Annotated in this window: 22 protein-coding genes; 12 read left to right on the top strand and 10 right to left on the bottom strand. The window is 65.7% G+C overall.

Annotated features, from left to right (window positions below):
- Window positions 1-117: 117 nt before the first annotated feature.
- The 5 genes from ACOIX3_RS30645 to ACOIX3_RS30625 all read right to left on the bottom strand — a co-directional run bounded on the left by ACOIX3_RS30645 (window position 118) and on the right by ACOIX3_RS30625 (window position 5,228).
- Complete coding sequence (locus tag ACOIX3_RS30645) at window positions 118-1,680, bottom strand: FecR domain-containing protein (RefSeq protein ID WP_420965694.1); 1,563 nt, start codon at window positions 1,678-1,680, stop codon at window positions 118-120.
- 158 nt (window positions 1,681-1,838) lie between these two features.
- Window positions 1,839-2,165, bottom strand: coding sequence for a hypothetical protein (locus ACOIX3_RS30640; RefSeq protein ID WP_420965693.1), 327 nt, complete (start codon window positions 2,163-2,165; stop codon window positions 1,839-1,841).
- A 155-nt stretch (window positions 2,166-2,320) separates the two neighbouring features.
- On the bottom strand, window positions 2,321-2,935 hold the full coding sequence (locus ACOIX3_RS30635) for a septation protein IspZ (RefSeq protein ID WP_420965692.1): 615 nt from the start codon (window positions 2,933-2,935) through the stop codon (window positions 2,321-2,323).
- A 108-nt stretch (window positions 2,936-3,043) separates the two neighbouring features.
- The gene (locus ACOIX3_RS30630; RefSeq protein ID WP_420965690.1) at window positions 3,044-4,153 is read right to left on the bottom strand and encodes a helix-turn-helix domain-containing protein; all 1,110 of its coding nucleotides are present in this window, start codon (window positions 4,151-4,153) and stop codon (window positions 3,044-3,046) included.
- Window positions 4,154-4,463: 310 nt separating this feature from the next.
- Window positions 4,464-5,228, bottom strand: a complete 765-nt coding sequence (locus ACOIX3_RS30625; RefSeq protein WP_420965687.1) for a DUF2147 domain-containing protein — start codon at window positions 5,226-5,228, stop codon at window positions 4,464-4,466.
- A 183-nt stretch (window positions 5,229-5,411) separates the two neighbouring features.
- Here ACOIX3_RS30625 and ACOIX3_RS30620 point away from each other — a divergent pair, with 183 nt between their 5' ends.
- The 5 genes from ACOIX3_RS30620 (at window position 5,412) to ACOIX3_RS30600 (ending at window position 9,552) form a co-directional block, all read left to right on the top strand.
- The gene (locus ACOIX3_RS30620; protein ID WP_420965686.1) at window positions 5,412-6,248 is read left to right on the top strand and encodes a DUF2147 domain-containing protein; all 837 of its coding nucleotides are present in this window, start codon (window positions 5,412-5,414) and stop codon (window positions 6,246-6,248) included.
- A gap of 103 nt (window positions 6,249-6,351) precedes the next feature.
- Window positions 6,352-6,693 (top strand): hypothetical protein, encoded by a 342-nt coding sequence (locus ACOIX3_RS30615; RefSeq protein ID WP_420965685.1) that lies wholly within the window; start codon window positions 6,352-6,354, stop codon window positions 6,691-6,693.
- An 810-nt stretch (window positions 6,694-7,503) separates the two neighbouring features.
- Window positions 7,504-8,721, top strand: coding sequence for an extensin family protein (locus ACOIX3_RS30610; RefSeq protein ID WP_420965683.1), 1,218 nt, complete (start codon window positions 7,504-7,506; stop codon window positions 8,719-8,721).
- 112 nt (window positions 8,722-8,833) lie between these two features.
- Window positions 8,834-9,217: a response regulator gene (locus ACOIX3_RS30605; protein WP_212310576.1), complete on the top strand. Its 384-nt coding sequence runs from the start codon at window positions 8,834-8,836 to the stop codon at window positions 9,215-9,217.
- A gap of 140 nt (window positions 9,218-9,357) precedes the next feature.
- Window positions 9,358-9,552 (top strand): hypothetical protein, encoded by a 195-nt coding sequence (locus ACOIX3_RS30600; protein ID WP_420965681.1) that lies wholly within the window; start codon window positions 9,358-9,360, stop codon window positions 9,550-9,552.
- Between the two features lie 89 nt (window positions 9,553-9,641).
- Here ACOIX3_RS30600 and ACOIX3_RS30595 read toward each other — a convergent pair whose 3' ends face one another.
- The gene (locus tag ACOIX3_RS30595) at window positions 9,642-10,232 is read right to left on the bottom strand and encodes a TetR/AcrR family transcriptional regulator (protein WP_420965679.1); all 591 of its coding nucleotides are present in this window, start codon (window positions 10,230-10,232) and stop codon (window positions 9,642-9,644) included.
- Between the two features lie 122 nt (window positions 10,233-10,354).
- Here ACOIX3_RS30595 and ACOIX3_RS30590 point away from each other — a divergent pair, with 122 nt between their 5' ends.
- The 4 genes from ACOIX3_RS30590 (at window position 10,355) to ACOIX3_RS30575 (ending at window position 14,888) form a co-directional block, all read left to right on the top strand.
- A complete protein-coding gene (locus ACOIX3_RS30590; protein ID WP_420965678.1) occupies window positions 10,355-10,735 on the top strand; it encodes a DUF4267 domain-containing protein in 381 nt (126 codons plus the stop codon).
- A 1-nt stretch (window position 10,736) separates the two neighbouring features.
- Entirely contained in the window at window positions 10,737-11,057 is a 321-nt protein-coding gene (locus ACOIX3_RS30585) for a DoxX family protein (protein ID WP_420965677.1), read from the top strand.
- Between the two features lie 78 nt (window positions 11,058-11,135).
- Complete coding sequence (locus tag ACOIX3_RS30580; RefSeq protein ID WP_420965676.1) at window positions 11,136-11,840, top strand: SDR family oxidoreductase; 705 nt, start codon at window positions 11,136-11,138, stop codon at window positions 11,838-11,840.
- A 375-nt stretch (window positions 11,841-12,215) separates the two neighbouring features.
- The gene (locus tag ACOIX3_RS30575) at window positions 12,216-14,888 is read left to right on the top strand and encodes a flavin-containing monooxygenase (RefSeq protein WP_420965674.1); all 2,673 of its coding nucleotides are present in this window, start codon (window positions 12,216-12,218) and stop codon (window positions 14,886-14,888) included.
- A 77-nt stretch (window positions 14,889-14,965) separates the two neighbouring features.
- On the opposite strand, the gene ACOIX3_RS30570 is transcribed toward ACOIX3_RS30575, so the two are convergent.
- Both ACOIX3_RS30570 and ACOIX3_RS30565 read right to left on the bottom strand, forming a co-directional pair.
- Window positions 14,966-15,259: a hypothetical protein gene (locus tag ACOIX3_RS30570; RefSeq protein WP_092115942.1), complete on the bottom strand. Its 294-nt coding sequence runs from the start codon at window positions 15,257-15,259 to the stop codon at window positions 14,966-14,968.
- Between the two features lie 162 nt (window positions 15,260-15,421).
- Window positions 15,422-16,264: a GNAT family N-acetyltransferase gene (locus ACOIX3_RS30565; protein WP_420965673.1), complete on the bottom strand. Its 843-nt coding sequence runs from the start codon at window positions 16,262-16,264 to the stop codon at window positions 15,422-15,424.
- 372 nt (window positions 16,265-16,636) lie between these two features.
- On the opposite strand from ACOIX3_RS30565, the gene ACOIX3_RS30560 reads away from it, so the two are divergent.
- Together ACOIX3_RS30560 and ACOIX3_RS30555 are read left to right on the top strand one after the other, a co-directional pair.
- Window positions 16,637-19,573: an Ig-like domain-containing protein gene (locus ACOIX3_RS30560; RefSeq protein ID WP_420965670.1), complete on the top strand. Its 2,937-nt coding sequence runs from the start codon at window positions 16,637-16,639 to the stop codon at window positions 19,571-19,573.
- Window positions 19,574-19,640: 67 nt separating this feature from the next.
- Window positions 19,641-20,015 (top strand): hypothetical protein, encoded by a 375-nt coding sequence (locus tag ACOIX3_RS30555; protein ID WP_420965669.1) that lies wholly within the window; start codon window positions 19,641-19,643, stop codon window positions 20,013-20,015.
- Window positions 20,016-20,027: 12 nt separating this feature from the next.
- Here the strand turns inward: ACOIX3_RS30555 and ACOIX3_RS30550 are convergent, their stop codons facing one another.
- On the bottom strand, window positions 20,028-21,098 hold the full coding sequence (locus ACOIX3_RS30550; protein ID WP_420965667.1) for a helix-turn-helix transcriptional regulator: 1,071 nt from the start codon (window positions 21,096-21,098) through the stop codon (window positions 20,028-20,030).
- Between the two features lie 137 nt (window positions 21,099-21,235).
- Window positions 21,236-21,883: a TetR/AcrR family transcriptional regulator gene (locus tag ACOIX3_RS30545; protein WP_420965665.1), complete on the bottom strand. Its 648-nt coding sequence runs from the start codon at window positions 21,881-21,883 to the stop codon at window positions 21,236-21,238.
- Window positions 21,884-22,072: 189 nt separating this feature from the next.
- Here ACOIX3_RS30545 and ACOIX3_RS30540 point away from each other — a divergent pair, with 189 nt between their 5' ends.
- Window positions 22,073-23,404, top strand: coding sequence for an HlyD family secretion protein (locus ACOIX3_RS30540; protein ID WP_420965663.1), 1,332 nt, complete (start codon window positions 22,073-22,075; stop codon window positions 23,402-23,404).
- Window positions 23,405-23,446 lie beyond the last annotated feature (42 nt).

Genomic DNA, 23,446 nt, shown 5'->3' with positions numbered 1-23,446 from the left:
GTTTGCAGTTCGTCGATTGGAGTGTGGTGCCGGCGTTCTCGCCGGTGCCACGCTCGCGCGTTGGATCGCAGAAGCTCGTCCGAGAAGCTCAGGTGAGCATGACATTGCTGCGATCGATCAATTGTGACGCTTGTCCTTGGGCGGCGGCCTCGCGGCGCGCGGCGGCGGTGCACGCCGTAGCTGGAAGGCGGGGCGTGCCTGCACTGCGGGCCGTTGTATGCCCGGACGCGGACCCGGTGCAGCCTGCTGAATGCCGGGCCGCGTCTGGCCGGGTGTCGGCGGCGCAGGCTGGGCCGCGCCCTGCCGCGGCACGCCCGGTTGACCCGGCTGGCGCACGCCGCCCGGCACCGGTGTGCGTCCGGGCTGCAAGCCGCCCTGACGTGCAGGCGATTGTTGGCCGCCGGGTTGTGTCGCGCCGCCCTGACGCGCGGGCTCTTGGCGCGCGGGCTGTTGTCCCGCAGGCCGTTGTCCGGCTGGCGTCTGGACGCCGGGCGTGTGCGGCAGCGTCGTGCCGCCGGGCTGGCCGGGTAGCGCGTGTTGTGCGCCGCCTTGCTGCTGCGTGCCCGGCTGCTGCTGCGAGCCCTGCCGGCCAGGTGTGCCCGGTCGCGTGCCCGGTTGCTGCGGCTGGCCTGGGCGGTTCGGCTGGCCGGGCTGCTGCAACTGGCCCGGACGGTTTTGCTGACCAGGCTGCTGCGGCGCGTTGCGGTTCTGGCCCGGCAGGCCGTTCTGGCGCTGCGGGTTCGGCTGCACCGGCTGGCCGCGGTTCGGATAGGGCGCGGCCGGATTGGCCCTGCGGAAGTCGGGATTGGCGCGGCGGAAGTCGCGCTGCTCGGTCACCACCTGGCGGCCCAGCGTCTGCGCGGAATGCACCGCGCGCACGAAACCCTGATCGCGCGTCATCTGCTGCGGCGAGATCGTCAGCGGCACCGCGGCGAAGCGCGCGCCGCCGGTGCCGGGACGAATCGCAAAACCGCTCGCCCCGCGTGTCAGCACGCCGAGCGAGGCGCCGCCGCGGTCGTTGACCTCGATGCGGCCGACGTGTCCGTCGGCGTCGGGATAGAGCTTGATGCCGACATTGTTGCTGGTCGCGGTCGCGCCTTCGGGCACCTCGACAAGGCCGGTGGTGCCGCGGATGCCGAGCGTTGCGGTCGGCGTCGAGATTTTCATGTCGCCGGTCTTGGCGACGGCGGCGGCGACGAACGCCGCCGTGCCCTTGGCGACGTTGAACAGCGCGCTGTTTTGCTGGCCGCCGTCCTCGTAGACATAATTGTCGATCGTGATCCTGGCGTTGGCCCGCAGGTTGAACGTGGTGCCGTCGTTGAAGGTGATGCCGAGCGAGGAGGTCGCCGATGTTGCGACGTCGTCATTGGCGAAGATGTCGTCGCGGATCTGAAGCGGCGTCGTGGTGTTGTTGCGCGTGATCGTGGCGGTGCCGGTCAGTGTCGCGACATTGCCGATCGGCTCGGGCGCGGTGGCCTGCGGCGCGGCGGCCGGAGCGGGTGCAGGCGTGGCAGGCGCTGGCGTTGACGGTGTCGCGCTCGGCGCCGGGGCGGTTGAGGGTGCCTGTCCAGGCTGCGCTTGCGCGAGCTGCGTCAGGTCCGGTGCGGCATTGGCCGTTGTATGCCAACCGATCGTGACGCCGGCACCAAGCAGGAGCGCGTAAAGGAAGGCGCGGCGCATCACCATTGATTCCCGGGAGGCATTGGGGATCGGCAATTGAGCCGCGTCAGGCTGAATGCCGAATGAACGGGTCTGCCTTGTTGTCATGGCGGCCCCGAACGATCAAGCGCCGCACTCCCGGAAGGAAGCGCGGCGCTCGGTCGTTGTTGGGGTTTTGGTTAGCCGCGCTTGTGGGGAGTGATGTTGAGTGGCTTCGCCGGCTTGGCCGCGGGCGCATAGCTTGCAGGCTGCGCGGCGGTCGCCGGCGGCACGTAGTGGAACACCGCCTTGCAGCCGTCGCTGAGCAGCGCGCGCTGCCGGACCATGCAGGCGGTGACGCGATCGACATCGGGGATTTCCGAGCTGCACAGCCGCATCGCATCGCCAGTGCACATCTGCTGCTGCTCGTCGGTGTAGGCATAGGACGCCGAGGTCAAGAGACCGAACGTGAACGCGGTTGCCGCCAGCAGTTTGCCGTGACGAAGCGTCGAAGCGGTGAAAGCCATGATGTCCCCCTTGTGGTGAGCGCGCCGTTGCAGCGCGTCGTCGAGGCCATCATGAGGCAGGCTTGGTTTCGGCAATTCTTCGTGCGCACGGCAAAATGGTTTCGTCGCACGCCGGATTGTTTCGTTAACCACACGCCGACGGGTAACGTCAGCGCCTACGGTGTCGCCGCCGCCGGAGCCCCCTCGAGCGCGAGCACGGCCTCGCGCTGGGCCTCGGGCATGGCGCGGATGCGGCGTCTGGCGGTCAGCCGAAGCGCGGCAAAGCCGCCGAGGAACACCACGATCTTGCTCACGATGCCGAAGATCGGCATCACCACAGCCCATGTCGTGATCTCGCAGGTCAGCGCGACGAAGGCGTTCACGGCGGCGGAGGTGAACATCAGGGCGGCCCAGACGTAGCCGACCATGACGGCGACGTCGGGCACGACGGTCTGCGCAATCTCGGGCAGGTAGCGGTTGAGCCAGCCTCGCTTCAGCATCACGACGCCGACGATGGCGTAGATCACGCTCGGCTTGAACAGCACGAAGCGCGGGTCATTCGTGAGCAATGTCGCAGTGCCGGCGGTGACCACCAGGAACAGGCTGAGCCATTCCATGGTGTCGATCCGCTTCCCGCGCACGATCTGGATGCCGATCTGCGTGACGCCGAACGCGATGCCGATACCGACCGAGAGCGCGGTGTTGTGGGTCAGCAGGAACAGAACAAGAAAGACAAGGGTCGACGCCAGGTCGAGGGCGAGCAATCTTGCCGCGGTGAAAAAATGCTTCATCGGCCGTCAAACTCCGCTTGCCGTGGCGCGATCCGCGCTCGTGTCGGCACAGCTAGGCAGATTGTGGGGCCGCAAGCCTATCGATTTCTGAAATCGAGGAGTGAATTCTCACTCCGACCGAGCGATTTCCGCAGCGTCCGTGGTTTGCGCAGCCGCCGCCCGGCGCCGAAACTCGGTCGGCGTCAGCCCGGTGTCCGCCTTGAAGGCGCGGTTGAACGGCGCCAGCGACTGGAACCCGGCATCGAGCGCAATCGTCAGCACCGGCACCTCGGCCTGGCCGGCATCGGCGAGCGCCGCCTTGGCTTCGTCGAGCCGATAGCGGTTGAGGAAGGCGTTGAAGTTGCGGTGGCCGAGCCCGTCGTTGATCAGCGTCCGCAGCCGGTATTCCGGCATGCCGAGCTTGACCGCCAAGACGCCGATGGTCAGCCCCTCCTGCCGGTAGGTCCGCTCGGTCGCCATCAGATGCTTGAGGTGATTGAGCGCGGCCTGGCTGGAGGCGGGCGGGCCGGCATTGGCGAGCGAACGCGCGACCGGTGCGGCCTGGCCCCTTCCGCCGCCGGCGCCGGCAACCGCCGGCTGGCTCTCGGGCGGATCGAACAGCATCATCCAGATCGCAATCAGCGCGAACGCGGCAAGGGCGAGCGCCGCGCTGAGGCTGATGGAACGGGTCGGAATCGCGGCGAGCCCGGCCGCGGCGGCGAACATCATCTGAAGGCCGATGCCGATCAGCAGCGCGATCCGGATACGGCCGCGTGCCGTCGTTACGGCGCTGCGCCATCCCTTCGGAATTTGCGCGATCCCGAGCCCGGCGAAGGCGATCGTCGCCAGCGCCAGGGCGCGGCCGCACGGCCCGGCGAGTTCGGGCCAGATGGTCCAGCAATTGTGGCTCACGACGCCAAGGCCGGCGACCAGCGTCCATACCGCCGCGTGCCAGGGCCGCAGGGCAAACCGCTCGTCGAACATCGCGCGCGCCCACAGCCAGAAGATCACCGGCGAGCCCATCGCGAAGGCGATGAACGGAGAGCTCCAGCCGAATGACGATGCGGGAAAGAACGGTGCGGTCGTGATCGCGTAGGCGGCGCCGGCAACGCCCATCGCGGCACCGAGATGCGCGGCGCGATGCACCGCCGCGTAACGCAGCAGCAGCACCGCGCAAACCACCAGGAACAGCGCGACCACCGCGCCCCGCAGACCGAGTTCAAGAGCCGTCATCGCCATCGCAAGCCGCCCGCAGGTTCGTTCAACCTCGACACGGCGACGCTTATAGCGCGTCCGGCGATCGACATGAAGCGACCGCCGGACCGGCAATCACCTGGACACCGCCCCATGCACAAACTCGGTGTCGTCCCTGCCTAGTGCGCAATTGCGCACGGGAGCAGGGACCCATAACCACCAATGGGCATTGTCGAACGCCCTGTAACGACAAGTCCCGTTCATCACATCCGCCGCGGCGTATGGGTCCCTGCTTTCGCAGGGACGACGGCCGTGATGAGGTACGCCAACCGGTTCCTTCTCGGAGATCGAAGGCCTAGCTGACCCGCTTCCAGGTCTGGCCGCCGCAGAACATGCCGCCGAAGGCGCAGCCCTGTACGCGCATCGCGTTCGGGCCCTTCATCGCGATCGTCGAGTCGTAGTTGCGGCCGGAGTCGGGATCGTGGATGCGGCCGCTCCACTTGCTGCCGTCGGGCTTCATGTTGATCAGGATGCGTTCGTTACTCTTCACCGAATAGCCGCACAGATTGGTGCCGCAGGCTTCGACGCGGACATTGCCCTTGTTCTCCTCGGTGGCCCAGACGCCGATCGGTCCGGTCGCCGGTGCAGGTGCGACGGCAACCGGAGCGGCTTGCGGCTGCGGCGCGGGCTGCGTGGCGACCGGGGCCGGTGCAGGCGCAGCGGGTGCGGCGTCAACCGGCGCGGGGGCCGTGGTCGCAACCATTGCCGGTGGCGCAGGGGGCGGCGGAGGCGGCGGGACCGCGGCAGCGGCCGGCTGCGGCGCAGCGGCCTGAACCGGCGCAAGTGAAGGTGCAGGTGCGGCCGGCGGCGCGGGTGACGGCGAGCTCGTCGAGGCGACATCGTCATCGTCGTCGGACTTCGAGCCGAGATTCTTGCTGATGCCGCCGATCGTGCCGTTGTAGCCCGGCGCCGAGATGCGGATGCAGGACAGCGCGCTGCAATTGCGCGGCGCCTCGACATGGATGCGCTGGCCGTCGATCTGGAAGGTGATGCCGGTACCGCCGGCATGCGCCGATGTGGTGGCCATCAGCAGCGCGGCGATCGCAACGAGCTTCTTCATCTTGAGTCTCCATGGCGTTGAGCGGGGCTGGATCGATTGGTCCGGACGCTACGTGCCGCCGGCTCCCGTTTCCGTGATGTGCATCACGTTGCCGGGCGAAGCCGCATGGCTCGCCACGGTGACGGAGATCACTGCGCCGCGAGCACGGCGCCTCTAGCGTCATCGGATGTTTTGGAGGCTTCGATGAAGCGCTTCTGCCTGCTCGTCGCGCTGATGCTGTTCACGCCGTTCGCCCATGCCGGCGCGGGCATCTCGTTCTCGATTGGCGGCCACCGCGTCCATCTGGATTCGACGCGCTGCCGCGCGTTGTCCTGCGTCTCGGTCTCGAGCGGCTCCAGGCGCGACGACGGCGGTGACAATGGCCGCACGCTGAAGCCGGTGCCCGCGCCGGCGACAATGGCAGCGATCCCTGCCACGCCGGCCGTGAGCGCGCTGCCCGCGCCCGTGCCGGCAGCGCCTCCTGCGCCGCCACCGATCATCGTGTACAAGCCCGCCCCAGTCGCGCCTGCTGCCGCTCCGCCACCGTCTGCACCGTCGCCGCCGCGGGTGATGACGCCGCAGCCACCGCCGGACGTCGCAGCTCCGCCTCCGCCTCCGCCGCCCGCCGCGGTGCCCGCGCGTCCGGCTCCGCCGGTGATACGCGTCTCGCGCGAGGCCGACGAACCCGACGACGGTCCGGTCGGCGACTGGCAGACCGAAGCCGACAATCTGGTGCGCATCCGGCGCTGCGGCACGGCGCTGTGCGGCTATGCGCTCGACAGGACCACGCGCGATCTCGGTGAAGCGGTGCTGATCAACATGAAGCCGAAGACGGAGGCGCGCTGGAATGGCGGCGTCACCAGCCAGGACAGCGGCAACATCCGTTACGGCACGATCGAGTTGAAGGGCGCCGACAGGCTGCGGGTCTCGTCCTGCGCGCTCGGCCGCGTCTACTGCACCGGCGCCGACTGGGTCCGCGTCTCGCATCCACGGCAGCGCGTGATCACGCAGGGGCAACTCCGGGGCGAGCCGCGCTCCTGAACGCGCAGCTGTCCAATTTGTAACCGGATGCCTTCGAACCGTTTGCCGCCTCGCGCGCGACCGATGGAGGTCAGCACTGTCCTCGCAAGCGATGGAGGCAAACATGAAACGCCTGAGCCTGGTCGCGCTGCTGCTCGCCGGCAGCGTCGCCGCCGCCCATGCCGACAACGACATCTACACCAACATGTCAAAACAGAAGCGCGGCGACGACGCGCTGCATGCCGACGCCGCGGTCTGCGATGCAGAGCTCGGCGCGCCGCAGAACGGCACGCCGACGTCGCGGCAATACAAGAGCTGCATGCGTACCCGCGGCTGGCGCTTCAGCCATACCATTCGCGAGCCGCGCCGTCGCGACGACGGCTACCCAGATCCCGACAATCCCGGCCTCGTCTGCCACGACTTTACGATCGGCGGCATCACCGGATCGAGCTGCTCGAATTTTTGAGGGTAGGCGATGTGCAGTCTATCACCGTCATCCTGAGGAGCCCGCGCTTGCGGGCGTCTCGAAGGATGAACGGCCCGGCTGGTGGCCGTCGACCCTTCGAGACGCGCTTCGCGCTCCTCAGGGTGACGGGGTGGTAGCGTCGACGAGAAAACCAAAAGCGCCCGGCGGGGGCGGCCGCCGGGCGCTGAACTCATGGCCTGGTCGAATGCTTTAGAACACGCCGAGAATGATGGCGCCGACGAAGGCGAACGCGATGTACGCGGCCACAATGCTCAGCTTGCTCAGCAGAGGACTCGCGAAATCCATTGGTAAGCTCCCTTGGCTCACAACGCTGCCCGCACTAACGCAAAAGCTAGCAAGAGGTTCCTGGCCGAAAAAGTCAGCCTTGCTGCCAAGCTCGCTGTTCCCCTGCAATGCCGCATTGCGATGCGTGGCTCAAACAGGCGGCGAATCAAGGCGTTGAAGCACCCGCAAATAAATTCCGCGGCGTTGCGGGTTGCGGTCAGGGTGCCGGTCCCGGATACCGTCTGTCGGATCTCAGCAGGATTGTGGTGCTTGGAAACACAATCAAGAGGTGAATGACGATACCGCAGGATATGGAACCTCCATGTCTTCTCGATCACAACAATGCGGTGGCGTCGCTCCACTGCGACGTGATGCGGAGCATTCGCCACAGTTGATGACACAACGAAATCGATGCGGTCGCGCGAATTGCCCTGCCGGGTTCCGAGGCATGGTTAAAGACACCTGAAATCAATCAGTCGAAATGCGTTGAAGAGTCTTTAATCAAATTCGCAGAACCTCCGCGCCATGACGCGTGGAGTTCGTTTGTATCTCGTCGGCTCCCTTGTCCTTGTGTCGCTTGCTGGTTGCGGCCGCGGTCTGTTTCAGACTGCCGAGCGCGAACCGTGGCGGGCCGAGGCCGAGGCCGCTTGCCTGAAATCAGGCGCGGTCAAGGAAGGCCCGGACCTCGTCCGCATCGATCCGATTTCCGGCCCCGGCGTCTGCGGCGCCGAGTTTCCGCTCAAGGTCGCCGCGCTCGGCGAAGCCGGTTCGGCTTACGGATTTGCCGACGACAGTTTGCGTCCACCGGCGTCGGTCGGCAACCAGCCGCGTTGGCCGATCAATCGTCAGCCGGGCCCGCCGCCCGCGCAGGCGCCGTACCCCGAACAGGCCGTCGGCCAGCCGAACTATGGCAGCCAACCGAACGGACCGGTGTCGCTGTCGGCGCCCGGCGTCCCGCCGCAGCAGGGCGAGATCGATCTGCCGCCGGACGGCTCGCCCGATGCCAGCGGCGAGCGACCTTATTATCCGGGCCTGCGCAGTAATCCGCAGCGCGAGGGCGCGACCGCGCCTTATTCACCTGCGCCGTATTCGCAGCAACCGCCAGGCGCGCCACCGCCGCCACGGCTCGGCCCGTCGAACGGCAATCCGGTGATGACGGTCGGTCCGGTTGCAGTGAAGCCTGCAGCAACGCTGGCGTGTCCGATCGTCTCGGTGCTGGAGCGCTGGCTCGCCGATTCCGTGCAGCCGGCGGCGCAGCGCTGGTTCGGCGCGCGCGTCGTCGAGATCAAGCAGATCTCGGCCTATTCCTGCCGCGGCATGAACGGCAATTCGCACGCGCATATTTCCGAGCACGCCTTCGGCAATGCGCTCGATATCGCGGCCTTCACGCTCTCCGACGGCCGACGCATCTCGGTGAAGGATGGCTGGAAGGGCCTGCCGGAAGAGCAGGGCTTCCTGCGTGATGTCCAGGCCGCCGCCTGCCAGCAATTCACCACGGTGCTGGCGCCGGGTTCCAACGTCTATCACTACGACCACATCCATGTGGATCTGATGCGCCGGGCCAGCCGGCGTCTGATCTGCCAGCCCGCCGCCGTCTCCGGCGACGAGGTCGCGGCGCGCGCCGGCGGCCGTAGCCCCTATGCAGCGCGCGAACCTTATGTCACAGGATCGCTTGGCGGCAGAAAGCCGGCTCCGCGGGGTAAGGCGGGGGTCAACGAAGAAGACGAATTCGCCGACGAATAGGGACGCGTCTGATACCCGTATTTGTACTGGGGGTGCCGTGCAAACGGTAGCCACTATTTGCTGCATATGCTCGCTGAACCGGGCGCACCCGGCTGATTTCTGGGGGATGGCTTTGCAAGACGTGCCGATCATTCTCGTCATCGAAGACGATCGTGATCTTCAGATGATGGTAGAGGACGCCCTGAGGGACGGCGGCTATGAGCCGGCGATCGCAGGCTCGGGTGAGGAAGCCCTGACGCTGCTGAAGGCGTTCCGAACCAAATACAGTGCGCTGGTCACCGACATCCGCCTGCTTGGCCGGCTCGATGGTTGGCGGGTGGCGCGCGGCGCCCGCGAGATCGATCCGTCATTCCCTGTGCTTTACATCACCGGCGGCGGCGGCGACGAATGGCCGACCCGGGGCGTGCCGGACAGCGTGCTCCTCAACAAGCCGTTCTCGCCCGACGAGCTGGTCGCGGCCCTGACGAAGCTGCTCAAGAACGGCGCGCCGGCCTGACGGCGGTCTCGAGCGGCCTGCCGCGCGTGGTGGACTGTTCGGGGCGGGCGCCTATTCCGTCTTTATAAGATCCCGTCACGGCTGTTCTCGAATTCCTACGCCCTCGCGCTCATCTTCGCGGCAACAGCCGGAGAACGAAGATGACGACGTATCGCGCCTATATCGTCGGACCGCACAGCCGATCCATCGGCGTGGTCAACATGGATTGCAGCGATGACGATCAGGCCGTCACATCGGCCAGCCGTCTTGTCGACCGCCATGATGTCGAACTGTGGCAGATGGACCGGCCAGTGGCCAGGTTCGACGCCTGTTCGAAGCAGGTGTTCCGGAAGTAGTGGGACGCGGCGCGGCAGGTGAGCGTGTAGACTCATAAGCGCACAGCCATCATCCCAATGCGCCGAAACAGTCCTTCGACCGAGCGGCCTCAGCCGCCAGTACGCGGGCTTTTTCCTGACACGACGATCGCTCGCACAATTAGCGCGATGCGCTCGTTGCGCGCGCCGGGCCGAATTCTGCCTGAACGTTCGAGTGCAGCGAGCCCATGAAGGGCTGCCCAAAAAGTCTCGGTCACATCAGCTACCTCGACGCAAAACGGCGCGACGACCGCCGCGAGTGCTTCGAAACCGGCCCGCAGTTCGGGTCTGGTGCCAGCTTCGGCGAACCGCAAATCCGTTGGCAGGACAAACATGGCGTCGTAATGCGCGGGACGATCCAGCGCGAAGGCGAGATAGGCCAGGGCGACATTCTTGAGGGCGTTTCGTCCTGTCGATCCGCTCGCTGCTTCGCGAAGTGCGACCGTGAGTTCTTTGAAGCCCTCGACTGCAACTGCCGCAACAATCGCATCCCTGTTCTTGAAATGTGAGTAGAGCACAGGCTGGCTATATTCGATCTCGTCGGCGAGACGGCGGACCGTAACGGCATCCCATCCTTCGCGCTCTGCGATCGCCCGCGCTGCCGCGACAATGCGATGCTCGCGCGCAGCCCGGTCCCTGCCTTTTCGCTCCGTGGTACCCAATCCTCGATCTCCCGCACCTGGAAGGCCCAGATATATCAATATCATACCGATGCTTGACATTCTAGCAATGCTATATATCTAGCAGTGCTAGATATTGTTCTTAAGCTAGATGAGGACGGGTGATGCATTGGCTTGCGCTCGGAACGGGGTTGCTGCTGGCCCTGGGAATTATCGCGATCGGCACCCTCTATGTCGCGAGCCCGACAACCGCGACACGCAGTTTCGGCCTGCCGCTTCCTGAAAATGGCACCAACATCGCCTGGTGGCTTCGACTCAAGGGGGTGCGCGACATTGTGGCGGGACTGGCCGTCTTGGCGTTCATGGTGTTCGGCGCGCCGCGCGAGGTCGGCATCATCCTGCTGGTTGAAGCCATCATCCCCATCGGGGATATGCTGCTCATTCTTGCAGCGAAAGGCTCCACCAAAGGCGCCTTCGGCATTCACGGTCTCACGGCGGTGATCATGGTCCTTGCGGCCATGCGTCTGATCATTGGAGTGCCCTGAGATGATGCATGCTCTTTCAATCTGGCTGCTCGCCGCCGGCTTCTTTGGCGCAGGCCTCTTCAACGCGATCAGCACGTCGGCGACGCAAAGCGATTTCGCTCGGTGGGGCTACCCGCGCTGGTGGGGCATTTTGACCGGTGGACTGGAGATGATCAGCGCGGTTCTGATTGCAATTCCCGTCAGTCGGGTTGCTGGCCTCGTGCTTGGGGTGGCCATCATTGCGGCCGTGGTTTTCACCGTTCTTCGCCACCGTGATTTTTCTCATCTTGTGCCACTTGGCGTCTTTGTCGGCTTGATCGCGCTCGCCGCGACCTCGTCCTGAGCGCCGCCCCGCCTGTCGCGCCGCGCGATCCCTGATGATAGACCTTGGGTCAGTTTCGTCATCAATGGGATCTCGATCATGACAACAGAGAAGGTCGCACTCGTCACCGCGGGCGGCAGCGGCATGGGAGCGGCGGCGGCGCGGCGGCTTGCCGCAGATGGATTTCGCGTTGCGATCCTGTCGTCGTCGGGCAAGGGCGAGGCGCTGGCCGCCGAGCTCGGCGGCATCGGCTTCACCGGCTCGAACCGTTCGAACGACGATCTGAAGCGCGCCGTCGACGGCGTGATGGCGCGCTGGGGCCGCATCGATGCGCTGGTCAACAGCGCCGGCCACGGCCCGCGTGCAGGCGTGCTGGAATTGACCGACGAGCAGTGGCATACCGGTCTCGACGTCTATCTGATGAACGTGATCCGCCCGACACGGCTCGTCGCACCGCACATGCAGGCGCAGAAGTCGGGCGCGATCGTCAACATCTCCAGCGCCTGGGCTTTCGAGCCGAGCGCGATGTTTCCGACCTCCGCCGTGTTCCGCGCCGGGCTGGCCGCGTTCACAAAACTGTTCACCGACAGCTACGCGGCCGACAACGTCCGCATGAACAATGTGCTGCCCGGCTGGATCGACAGCCTGCCGGCAACCGACGCGCGCCGCGACAGCGTGCCGATGAAGCGCTACGGCAAGGCGGAGGAGATCGCCGCGACGATCGCCTTCCTCGTCTCCGACGGCGCGGGCTACATCACCGGCCAGAACATCCGGGTCGATGGCGGCTTGATGCGGTCGGTGTAGCGCACAATGCGGGTCCAGTTATTCTGAGAACAAGTGAGTTCGTGATCCACAAGCGGGACCAAATATTCGGTGTCGTCCCGGCGAAAGCCGGGACCCATAACCACCGATGGTCATTGTTGCGCCTCGGTGGAACGACGAGTCGCGTCCACAACATCCGCTGCGGAGTATGGGTCCCGGCTTTCGCCGGGACGACATCGAAGTGTGTGGCGCCGTTCGTACCCATTGCGTCGTCACCACTTGCGTCCACACGCTACGCATCTTGCTCCAGGCCGCGCACGCCATAATTGCGGCGACCTCAGATTGCGTTTGTCGTGATGACAAACTGAAAACGCAGGGCTAGCCTTCCGTCAAATCAAAACATCCGGGAGGAATGGCATGCCAGACGCAGCAGTTGCAGCACGCGCTTCGGACTCCACGCACAGCGGAACCACGCAGCAGGTCGACGTCGCGGTCGTCGGCGCCGGTTTCGCCGGTCTCTATCTGCTGCATCGGTTGCGCAAGGCGGGCTTCTCGGTTGTTGCGCTCGAAGAGGGCGCCGATGTCGGCGGCACCTGGTACTGGAACCGGTATCCCGGTGCGCGCTGCGACATCCAGACCATCGACTACAGCTACACGTTCGATCCCGAACTCGATCAGGCGTGGACCTGGTCGGAGAAGTACGCGACCCAGCCGGAAATCCTGCGCTATCTCGGCTTCGTCGCCGACCGCTACGATCTGCGCCGCGACATCAGGTTCGGCACCAAGGTCACGCAGGCGACCTGGGATGATGCGACCGCGCGCTGGCAGATTGCGACCGACAACGGCGCCAACGTCTCGTGCCGCCACTATATCATGGCGACCGGCTGTCTGTCGTCGCCGAAGCCGCCGGAGATCGACGGCGTCAAGGATTTTAAAGGCGAGATCTATTTCACCGGCCGTTGGCCGCACCAGGGCGTCGACCTGAAGGGCAAGCGCGTTGCCGTGATCGGCACCGGATCGTCGGGCATTCAGTCGATCCCGCTGATCGCCGAGCAGGCCGCGCAGCTCACCGTGTTCCAGCGCACGCCGAACTTCGCACTGCCCGCCGGCAACGGTCCGGCGCCGGAAGATCGCAAGAGCTTCTTCGAGACCGACCGCGCGGCCTATCGCGACCAGGCGCGCTGGTCGATGGCCGGGGTGCCGTATCCGCAGCAGACCGTGGTGAGCTGGCAATTGAGCGACGCCGAACGCCGCGAGCGGTTCGAGAAGGCGTGGGCGGCCGGCGATCTCGTCCACATCCTGACCCAGCTCTGGGCCGACCAGGCGGTCGATGTCGACGGCAACCGGCTGGTCGGCGATCTGATCCGCGAGAAGATCGGTGCCGTGGTCAAGGATCCGGAGACGGCCGCGGCGCTCACCCCGCACGATCATCCGTTCGGCGCCAAGCGTCCCTGCCTCGATACCAATTACTACGCGACCTACAACCGTCCGAACGTGACGCTGGTCAATCTGCGGCAGGAGCCGATCAAGGCGATCACCGCCGGCGGCATCTCGACCGACAAGCGCAGCTTCGACGCCGACGTCATCGTGTTCGCCACCGGCTTCGACGCGATGACCGGCGCGATCATGGCGGTGCATCCGATCTCCGGCCGTGGCGGCAAGTCGCTGTCGGATGTCTGGGCGCACGGGCCGCAGACCTATCTCGGCGTCACCGTCGCAGGCTTCCCCAATCTGTTCATGATCACCGGTCCCGGCAGCCCGTCGGTGCTGTCGAACATGGCGGTGTCGATCGAGCAGCATGTCGACTGGGTGGTCGACCGCATCGCCGCGCTGCGCGACGCCGGCTTTACCACGATGGAAGCAACCGAGACCGCGCAGGCCGGCTGGGAACGCCACATGGCCGATTGCGCGACGCTGACGCTGCATCGGCTCGCCAACACCTGGTACACGGGCGCCAACGTGCCCGGCAAGCCGCAGGGCGTGATGCCCTATACCGGCGGCGTCGGTCCGTATCGCAGCATCTGCAACGAGGTGGTCGGGCGCGGCATGCTCGGCTTCAAGCTCTCGGGTCCGGGCGTTGCCGAGCAGTGCAATGACGGCGAGGTGGTGCGTTTGCAGCCGGATGTGCGGCTGGTGCTGGGCATGCTCGGTGAGATGAACCTGCCGCCGATCGAGACGATGGGCGCGCAGGGCGCGCGTGACTTCCTCAACGAGTTCAACAGGGGCCGTCCTGCCGGTCGTCCGGTCGGCGAGGTCGGCACCGGCATGCTGCAGGGCGCCGACGGTCCGCTGCCCTACAAGCTCTACCGGCCGGCGACGCCGGGGCCGCATCCGATCGTGGTGTATTTCCACGGCGGCGGCTGGGTGCTCGGCGACGAGCTGTCGGACGATCCGTTCTGCCGCGATCTGTGCCGGCGCACCGGCATGATCATCGTCAGCGTCGGCTATCGCCACGCGCCCGAGCATCGCTTCCCGGCTGCGGCCGAGGACGGCTATGCGGCGACGCGCTGGATCGCAGCCCACACCGCCGAGCTCGGCGGCAGGGCAGGGCCGGTGCTGGTCGCAGGCTGGAGCGCCGGCGGCAACATCGCGGCCGTGACCTGCCAGCTCGCGCGCGATCGGGGCGGGCCCGAGATCGCGGGCCAGCTCTTGATCTGCCCGGTCACCGACTCCTCGTTCGACCGGCCGTCCTATGTCGACAACGCGGCCGGCTACTTCCTGACCCGCGGCCTGATGTTCTGGTTCTGGGACCTGTACTGTTCGCCGGCCGACCGCACCGATCCGCGCGTCGCGCCGTTGCGCGGCAAGCTCGAAGGCCTGCCGCCGGCGTTCATCGCGACTGCGGAGTTCGATCCGCTGCGCGATGAGGGCAATGCCTATGGCGACGCGCTCGCGAAAGCCGGCGTCAAGGTCGAGCAGCTCAAGGCGCAGGGCCACTTCCACTCGTCGTTCGTGATGGTCGACGTCATCATCACCGGCGTCAGCGGCCGCGTGAAGATGGCGAAGGCGCTGCGACGCTTCGCCGGACTGCCCGAGGAGCTGGAGCAGGACAACGTCGCCGCGCCGCGGGTCAACGCGGCGGCGAACTAGGGGAGCGCAAATCCCCGCGGCTTGCCCGCGGGGATTTGCACGACTCCAGAGCTCCGGTTCAGTCAGAACCGAAGGCTCTAGAGGAAGGCGAGGTGCTCGACCTTGTTCACGACGTCGTCGAGCGTCTGCTTGGTGGCCGCGGTATCGCCGCCGGCCATGAACACCTGCCAGAACTGCCGATCGACATTGTGCAGATGCAGGATGGACACGCGGACGCCGTTCTTGTTGCCGGCGACCTCCGACTGGGTATTGACGACATCGGTGAAGCCGTTCTGCTTCAGCGTGTTGGCGACGACGCCCTTGAGCTCGCCGACATTGGCGAGTGCCTCGCTGAGGCCCATGCTGCGGAAATTGAAAAACAGGAACGCCATGCGACACCTCCTTCTGTTGCGGACGAGCGCAGCGCGCGGAAGTGCGCCGAACTGGCTCTCTCGCTCAACCAGAGGTGTATTCCATCGTTGAATGATCGCGTTATGAGCCGTTTCACAGGAACCGCGTTTGCGAGCATGCGTCATTTGAACGCACGGGCTCCTCTAGCCGAGCTCGAACGTCGTAACGCCGAACACGCGATCGATCCGCAATGGCGGGATCGCGCCGGTGTACATCCGCGCGGTCTCGAACACCGGCGACAGCCCCAGGCTTTGCGCCAGCGCCACGGCGTCGTGGTTGACCGCGGGGACATCGAGGAAAATCTCGCCGCTGCCTGCGCTCGCGAGCAATGCGGACAGGATGGTCTCGGCGCTGGCGCGGTCGTCGGCAACCAGAGGACCGATCTTGCGGCCGGTGCGGCACGGACGGATCACACCCCAGCCGGCCAGCCTGCCGTCGCGCATCAGCGCGCGCCCGACATGTCCCGGCGTATTGATCCAGGCGCGCAGGAACGCCGGGCGCGGTGCGGGAAACACCGTAGCGTCATCGGCCTCGACCAGCGCGATCGGCCGATCGGCCAGCGCGACGATGCCGGCGTTCGGTGCTGAGGGTGCTGCGACCGTGCCGCCGTAGCGCACATTGGCGTAAGCGAGCGCGAAGCCGGACTTTTGGTAGTTCGCCTGCTGCGCCACCACGCCATCGAGCCCGATCACGCGCGGATGCGCATGCGCGATGGCTTCATTCCAGATCTTCAGGCCATGGCCGCGGCCGCGCAGATCCGGACGCACGATATAGAAGCCGAGGAAGGAGAAATGCGCGCCGTAATTGACGCAGGAGATCACCGCCGCAGGCCGGCCGTCCAGCTCGCCGATGAAGAAGCCCTGCGGATCTTCGGCGGCAAAGCAGGGCGCATCGGCGAGACCGGGATTCCATCCCTCCGCGGCGGCCCAGTCGATCGCGAGCGCGATCTCGTCCGGCCGCATATGTCGGATGACGAGGTCGCTCATCGACGATGATCCCGTGTGATTGGAGTCACGGACCGTGCCTCCTTGTTTGTGACGATCACACTACCCTCACAGAGTGAGACTGCCCACAGACGGTGCTTGAGCACGCACAAAATTTTCGACGAATTCGTCTAACAATTTATAGTTTTGTCATATACAGAAACACGTTTGACTTGCAATTGCCGCAAGCCTAACAATCTCGTACGCCGCCGCGGATTTCAGGTGCGGTGCTCGTGAATCCCGGATCAAGCGGCCTTTGCGCCGCAAATTTCGAAATCGGAATCACCCTCAACAGAAAGGATTGCATCGCACGTCAGCACGACAACTGAACGGAATTGGGGACGTTTTTCATTTCACCCAAGACGGAGTTTTCCCATGACTCAAGTTGTTAATCTGTCCGGCAATCAAGATATCGATGGCATTCTCTGGGGATGGGAGTGGGGATCTGGCGGCGCGCAGGATCTGACGTTTTCGTTTCCCACCAGCAGCGCTGAATACGGTTACCAGGAGATCGACAATTTCAGCGCGTTCACCGCGGCACAGCAGACGGCGGTGCGTGCGGCGCTCGCCAACGTCGCAAGCTTCACCAACCTCACCTTCACCGAGACGACAAGCGCCGGCGCGACGCTGCGCTACGCCAATGCCGACAAGATCGACTACACCGACGACAGCAGTGTCGCCTTGCACACTGGACTGCACGTCCCCGGCAACGCGCCCGGCACCGCGGAGGCCAATCCGCCCGAACTGGGCTACAACGGCAGCGCCCCGTTCTCCGCGATGGGCGCGCAAGGCGACGCATGGTTCGTCACCGGCGGCTACACCAATCCGGTGCTCGGCAGCTTCCAGGATGCGGCCGGCATCATGCACGAGACCGGCCATAATCTCGGATTGAAGCACGGCCACGTCACGCAGGACGGGCACGGCGTGACGTTCCCCGCGCTGCCGGCTGATCACAACTCCTACGAATACTCGGTGATGACCTACAGCCAGTTTCCTGGCGACAATGCGACCAATGGTGACAACGCGCCCGATCATCCCACCACCTACATGCAGGATGACATCGCCGCGCTGCAGTACATGTACGGCGCGAACTATGGCGCCACGGCGCACAACGGCAATACCACCTACACCTGGAGCCCGACCACCGGCGAGGAGTTCATCGATGGCGTCGGGCAGGGCGCGCCGCAAAGCAATTTCGTGCTCATGACGCTGTGGGATGGCGGTGGCACCGATACTTACGACTTCTCCAACTACACGACCAACCTCTCCATCGATCTCAATCCCGGCGCCTGGACCATACTGGACACCAGCGCGGCGCACGCGCAGCGCGCCGATCTCGGCAATAACGGGGCGGGCGGTGCCGAGTATTTCGCGCGCGGCAACATCGCCAATGCGCTGATCGATCCGACTAACCCGACCGAGACCGCATCGCTGATCGAGGACGCCAATGGCGGCTCGGGCAACGACACGATCGTCGGCAACGCCGCCGACAACGTGCTTCGCGGCAATGGCGGCAACGACACGATCGATGGCGGGGGCGGCACCAACACAGTCGTCTACAGCGGCAGCCGGCTGCAATACATCGCGACCCTGCTCGGCAGCGGCGCGATCCAGATCGCCGACCAGCGCGGCGGGTCACCTGACGGCACCGACACCGTCACCAACATCCAGAAATTCGAGTTCGCCGACGGCACATTCAACGAGACCGAAGTGCTGAACCGTCCGCCGGTGCTGTCGCCCGATCCGGGATCCCCGCATCCGCTGACCGAATTGGCCAACACCACCAATTCCGCCTCGCTGCAGGAACTTCTCGGCACACTGACGTTCACCGATGCGAATGCCGGCGACACCCACACCGCGAGTGAGGCGTTTGATACCGCGACCTGGTCCGGCGGCGTCATGGTTCCGCTCGCGACGCAGGCGGCCCTCGCAACGGCGCTGACCGATTCGATTGGCGTCGACGGCACCAGCGGGACGCTCAACTGGCAGTTCGACCTGGCGGACAAGAATCTGGGCTTCCTGGCGGCTGGCGAGACGCTGACCGTGGTCTACGACGTCACGGTGGCCGACCACCACACCGGCTCGAGCGTCAGTGACACTTCGACCCAGCAGATCACAGTCGTCTTCACCGGCACCAATGATCCCGTGTCGGTGGTGCCGGCACTGTCCAACCTGACGGGCACGATCAGCGAATTGCCCGGCGTCACCGGAAGTTCGACGCCGGATACGACCTCCGGCACGATCGCATTCACCGATCCCGATCTCAACGACCGGCCGACTGCGACGATCGATGCCGCCGGCGAGACGGTGACCTGGCAGGACGCGACGCACGACTACACGTCGGAACTCACGCCGGCACAAATCGCCTCGCTCGAGGCAGCCTTTACGATCATGCCCGAGGCCGGCAACACCAACGCAGGCAAGATCGACTGGAACTACAGCATCGTCGACAAGGATCTCGATTTCCTGTCGGTCGGCGAGAGCCTCACCGTCACGGTGCCCGTCATCATCGACGATGCGCATGGCGGGGCCGTCACCCAGGATGTCGTCCTCACCATCAACGGCGCCAATGACGCCCCGATCGCGGTCGCGGACAGCAACGGCACGGCGAAGAAGTCGACGCTGTCGGTCGACGCGTCGCACGGCGTGCTGTCCAACGACACCGATCCTGACATCCACGATCAGGGTCATTCGGTGGTCAGCGCCGTGGACGGGGCGGCCGGCAATGTCGGGCACACCATAGCCGGCACCTACGGCTCGCTGACGCTGAATGCAGACGGCAGCTATGTCTATGTCGCCAACAAGGGGGGCTTGCCGTCGCAGATCGTCGCGCAGGACACCTTCGCCTACACGATTGCCGATCCGCATGGCGCAACGGCGTCGTCGACGCTGAGCATCGTCGTGTTCAATCCCGGCGTCGATTACCAGGCCGGAAGCCATACCACATTGAATGGCGGCAACGGCCAGGACGTGCTCGACGGCTCGGCGGGGCACGACATCCTGATCGGCGGCAATGGCCCGGACGTCCTGATCGGCGGCGATGGTGACACGCTGACCGGCAACAACGGGCCGGACACGTTCCTGTTCCGCCCGCATTTCGGCACCAACGTGATCACCGATTTCGTTGCGCACAATGACGCCGTGCAACTCGACAAGTCGATCTTCACCAGCGTGAACGACATGCTATCCAATCACACGGCCGATACCGCCGCCGGCGCCGTCATAACGGACGCGTTCGGCGATACGATCACCTTTGCCGGAATCAAGGCGGCGGAGCTGCAAGCGCACGCAGGTGATTTCCATCTGGTCTGAGCCGGAGGAGGTCGTCCTGCCGCTTGATTCATGAAACCACCCGCCGCAATCTGCTTGCGGCGGGTGGATGATCGGGACATTCGAAATGACGTGGCGTTTGCCGGCATTTGCCATCTCCGCAATCACCCTTGGTGTGATCGACATGACCGCGACGACGCAGATGAACGCGACAAGTGCTCTTGCCGCTTCGCCGATCTCGGGCGCGGCGCCGCTCGAGGTGACCTTCACCGGCATGGGGCCGGGGATGCCGGAGGGGGTGGTCGTGCTCGATTTCGGCGACGGCCGGACTGATGACACGATCTCACCGATCCGCGGCTTTCGACGGACGCACGTCTATCGCGCGGCTGGATCGTATACGGCCGTGCTCAAGAGCGGCGCGTACGGCGGTCAACGCCCGGCCGTGCTGGGCGAAATCGGGCGGGTGAGCATCATTGTGGATTGAGTCGAATCTCTGTCAGGCGATCCGAAGGACGAGGTTGACCAGTTCGGGCTGGCGGTGCGTGCCGGTTTTGGCGAAGGCGGACTTCAACTGGTTGCGTGCCGTGTCGCGAACGATCCCGAGCCGTTCGGCAGCGTCGTCGATCGAGAGGCCGCCCGCGAGCAGCGCCACCAGCCGCGCTTCTGCCGGCGTGAGGTCGAATGCCTGCGCGATCATGCCGGGCTCGGGCATCGCGCGTGGCGTCAAATTGACGAAGACCAGCATCGCCCGCGCGCCGAGGAAGACGTTGCGTGCCGCACCGTCGATCGGCAACACGCGCAACACCACCGGCCCCTTGTGCGCACGGCGGATCACGATCGGTTCGATCGGCAGCGCCGCGCGCTCGGGTGCGCCGGGGATCAGATCGACGACTTGATCAAGCCGCGCCTGTGCCGCTTTGTCGCGCACGATCAGCCGGCGATCCCTGATCCTGATGTCCGCATCGAAGCCGGCATCGGCGGCTTCGTTGCGATCGATCACGAGGCCTGCGCGATCGAGTGCGACGGCCGGCTGCCGCACCCGGTCGAGAATGCCGGTCATGGAGGCGAGCGCGATGCGGCCGACCGCAGTCGACAGTGTCGCTGTCTCCGTCAGGCGCGGCCCCAGCTGAGCCAGTAGCCGTGTCTCGCGTGTCTCGAAATGTCCTTCCTCTCCGGTGCGCTGCAACGTCAGTACCCACGGTGCGCTGTCGGCCCAGAAGCCGATGCCGGCGAACCATTTGAAGCCGAACGGATACAGCACCTCATTGTACATCGGATCCGAGCGGATCTGCTCGGGCGTCAACAAGTCCTGATCGGTGATCACCTCGCCGGCCATGGCTCGCGGAACGCCTGGAGCGCGCGAATCCTGCTCATGCCAGTTATGTGCGAAGTAGAACTGCACCATCTCTTCGGTCGACGCGGTGCGCGGCACGTCCGGGGTCCGCACGTCGCTTTGCAGCAGCACGGCGCCGGTTGCGCCCACCGCTTCGCAGATCGACGTCATGATGTCGGTCCACGCCGTCGGGTCGACCACTGCCTCCCCCAGCCGCGCCATCACGCTGGACATTTGATCTGGGTCGATATCCCCGTTCATGCAGGGAATTGTCGCGCGAGGTGGCGTCGCGCGACAAGCGCCAAGTTGCGGTCCTACCAAAAGAAATAGTCGGATGGACCGTTACTCGCCTGTCTTGCGACGGCGGGGGATCAATCCGCCTGCTTCGGCCGGTATGCCGCGAAGAACACGCGCGTCGCGCTGTCCACGACGGTGGCGATCCGCTCCGGCGAGGGCGACGGATTGGCCTGGAAGATGAACGCCTGGAACAGCGTTGCCTGGCACATCTGCATGAATTGCCAGGCCGCGAGCTGATAGTCGTCGATCTCGAGCTCGCCGAGCGCGGCGCGCGCCTCGAGATAGGCGGCGAAGCGGTCGACGGTGTGGGCGATCACATGGGTGTAGAACCGGCTGCCGAGCTCGGGCATCCGCTCGGCGATCGCCATCACGGTGCGGATCGCGGAGCCGCCGCCGGGCCGGCACAGCACCGCGACATAGGCGCGGCCGAATTCGGGGAGGGTGGTGTCGACGTCGCGTGCCGGATCGAAGTTGAAGGCGACCTTGCCCTGCTCGTGCTTTTCCTCCTCGACGATCGCTGCGAACAGCCCGGCCTTGTCGGGGAAATACACGTACAGGGTGCCCTTGGAGACCCCCGCGGCGCGGGCGATCTCGCCCATGCTGGCGCCGTCGAAGCCGAGCTCCAGGAATACCTTGCGGGCGCCGTCCAGGATCTGGCGGCGCTTCGAGGACTCCTCGTCGCCGACGACGAGGTGGAGGGGGTTTGGGGGCGCTGCAACCATTGATTTAGCTTCTCGCGAAAGAACTCAACCCGGAATCAGTCCGGGAAGAATCGAAGCCTTATAATCCGCTGGGCGGGAATGTAGATTGACCGAACCGTTCGGTCAATGGTATGGTTGGAGTGACGATGCGCCGCACGGCCCTTCTCCAGCCATTGCGCGCGTCGAGATTTTTGGTGGGGAGCCTCGGTTATGGCCGCAGCACGGGATCAGGCTGCACGCATTGTTCGTTCCGGGCCTGAGACGGCCGCGGACGCGATGGCACGCGACGCATCCGCCGATCTCGGCGAGCAGGGCCGCGCTGACGAAGCCAAAAGGGCCGACGAAGCCAAGAGTCCAGGCGAAAAGAGTCCCGGCGACAAGAGTCCTGCCGAGGCGCCGCCCGCTTCTGCGCCCGAACAGCCGGCGGCGTCGCCCGCCGCCGCGGCGCCGAAGTCCGGCAAGCGCAGATTCGTGATGATGGGCGTGCTCGGGCTGCTCGCGCTCGCCGCCGCGAGCTATGCCGCTTACTACCTGTTGGTCGGGCGCTTCTACATCTCGACCGACGACGCCTATGTCCGCGCCAACAACACCATGCTCGGCGCGCGCGTCGCGGGCCATATCGCGGCGATCCTGCCCGGCGACAACGCGGTGGTGCGCGCCGGCGATGTGATCTTCCGGATCGATGACGGCGACTATCGCATCGCGGTCGACGCCGCGCGCACGCGGATCGCGACCCAGCAGGCGACGATCGAGCGCATCGGCCGCCAGGTCGCTGCGGCCGAAAGCGCGGTCGAGCAGGCGCAGGCGCAGCTCGTCTCCGCCGAAGCCGGCCTGAAGCGCGCCGATCTCGATTTCGATCGCCAGCAGGCGCTGAGCACCAAGGGCTTTGCCTCGCGCGCCACCTTCGAAGTCTCCGAAGCCGGCCGTGATCAGGGCGCGGCCGCCGTGCGGTCGGCGCAGGCCGCCTTCGACGCCGCAAAGAGCAACGTCGATGTCACCAAGGCGCAGCAGGCCGAGGCCCGCGCCCAGCTCGCCGAGTTGCAGACCCAGCTCGCCAAGGCCGAGCGCGATCTCGATTTCACCCAGGTGCGCGCGCCGGTCGACGGCACCTTCTCCAACCGTCTCGTCAACACCGGCGATTACATCAACGTCGGCCAGCGGCTCGGCAATGTGGTGCCGCTCGACGGCGTCTTCATCGACGCCAACTACAAAGAGACCCAGCTCAAGCGCATCCGCACCGGGCAGCGGGTGACGATTAAGGTCGACGCCTACGGCTTCCGCAAGTTCACCGGCATCGTCGACAGCATCTCGCCGGCCGCAGGCTCGGTGTTCACGCTGCTGCCGCCCGACAACGCCACCGGCAACTTCACCAAGATCGTGCAGCGTCTGCCGGTCCGCATCCGGGTGCCGAACAGCGTCGCCAGGCAGGGCATGCTGCGCGCCGGCATGTCGGTCTACACCACCGTCGACACGCGAGAGGGCGCGGCCGATGCCGACGCCGATACCGACCTCGACGCGCCGATGATGATCCATCCGCAGTGATGCCTTGAAGCTTCGGACCGCGGGTTCGAAGCGCGGAGCCTG

This window comes from Bradyrhizobium sp. B120, assembly GCF_049075665.1.
Taxonomy (GTDB): domain Bacteria; phylum Pseudomonadota; class Alphaproteobacteria; order Rhizobiales; family Xanthobacteraceae; genus Bradyrhizobium.
Note: the sequence above shows the minus strand (reverse complement) of the source record. Positions and strands in the feature narration are given on the sequence as shown.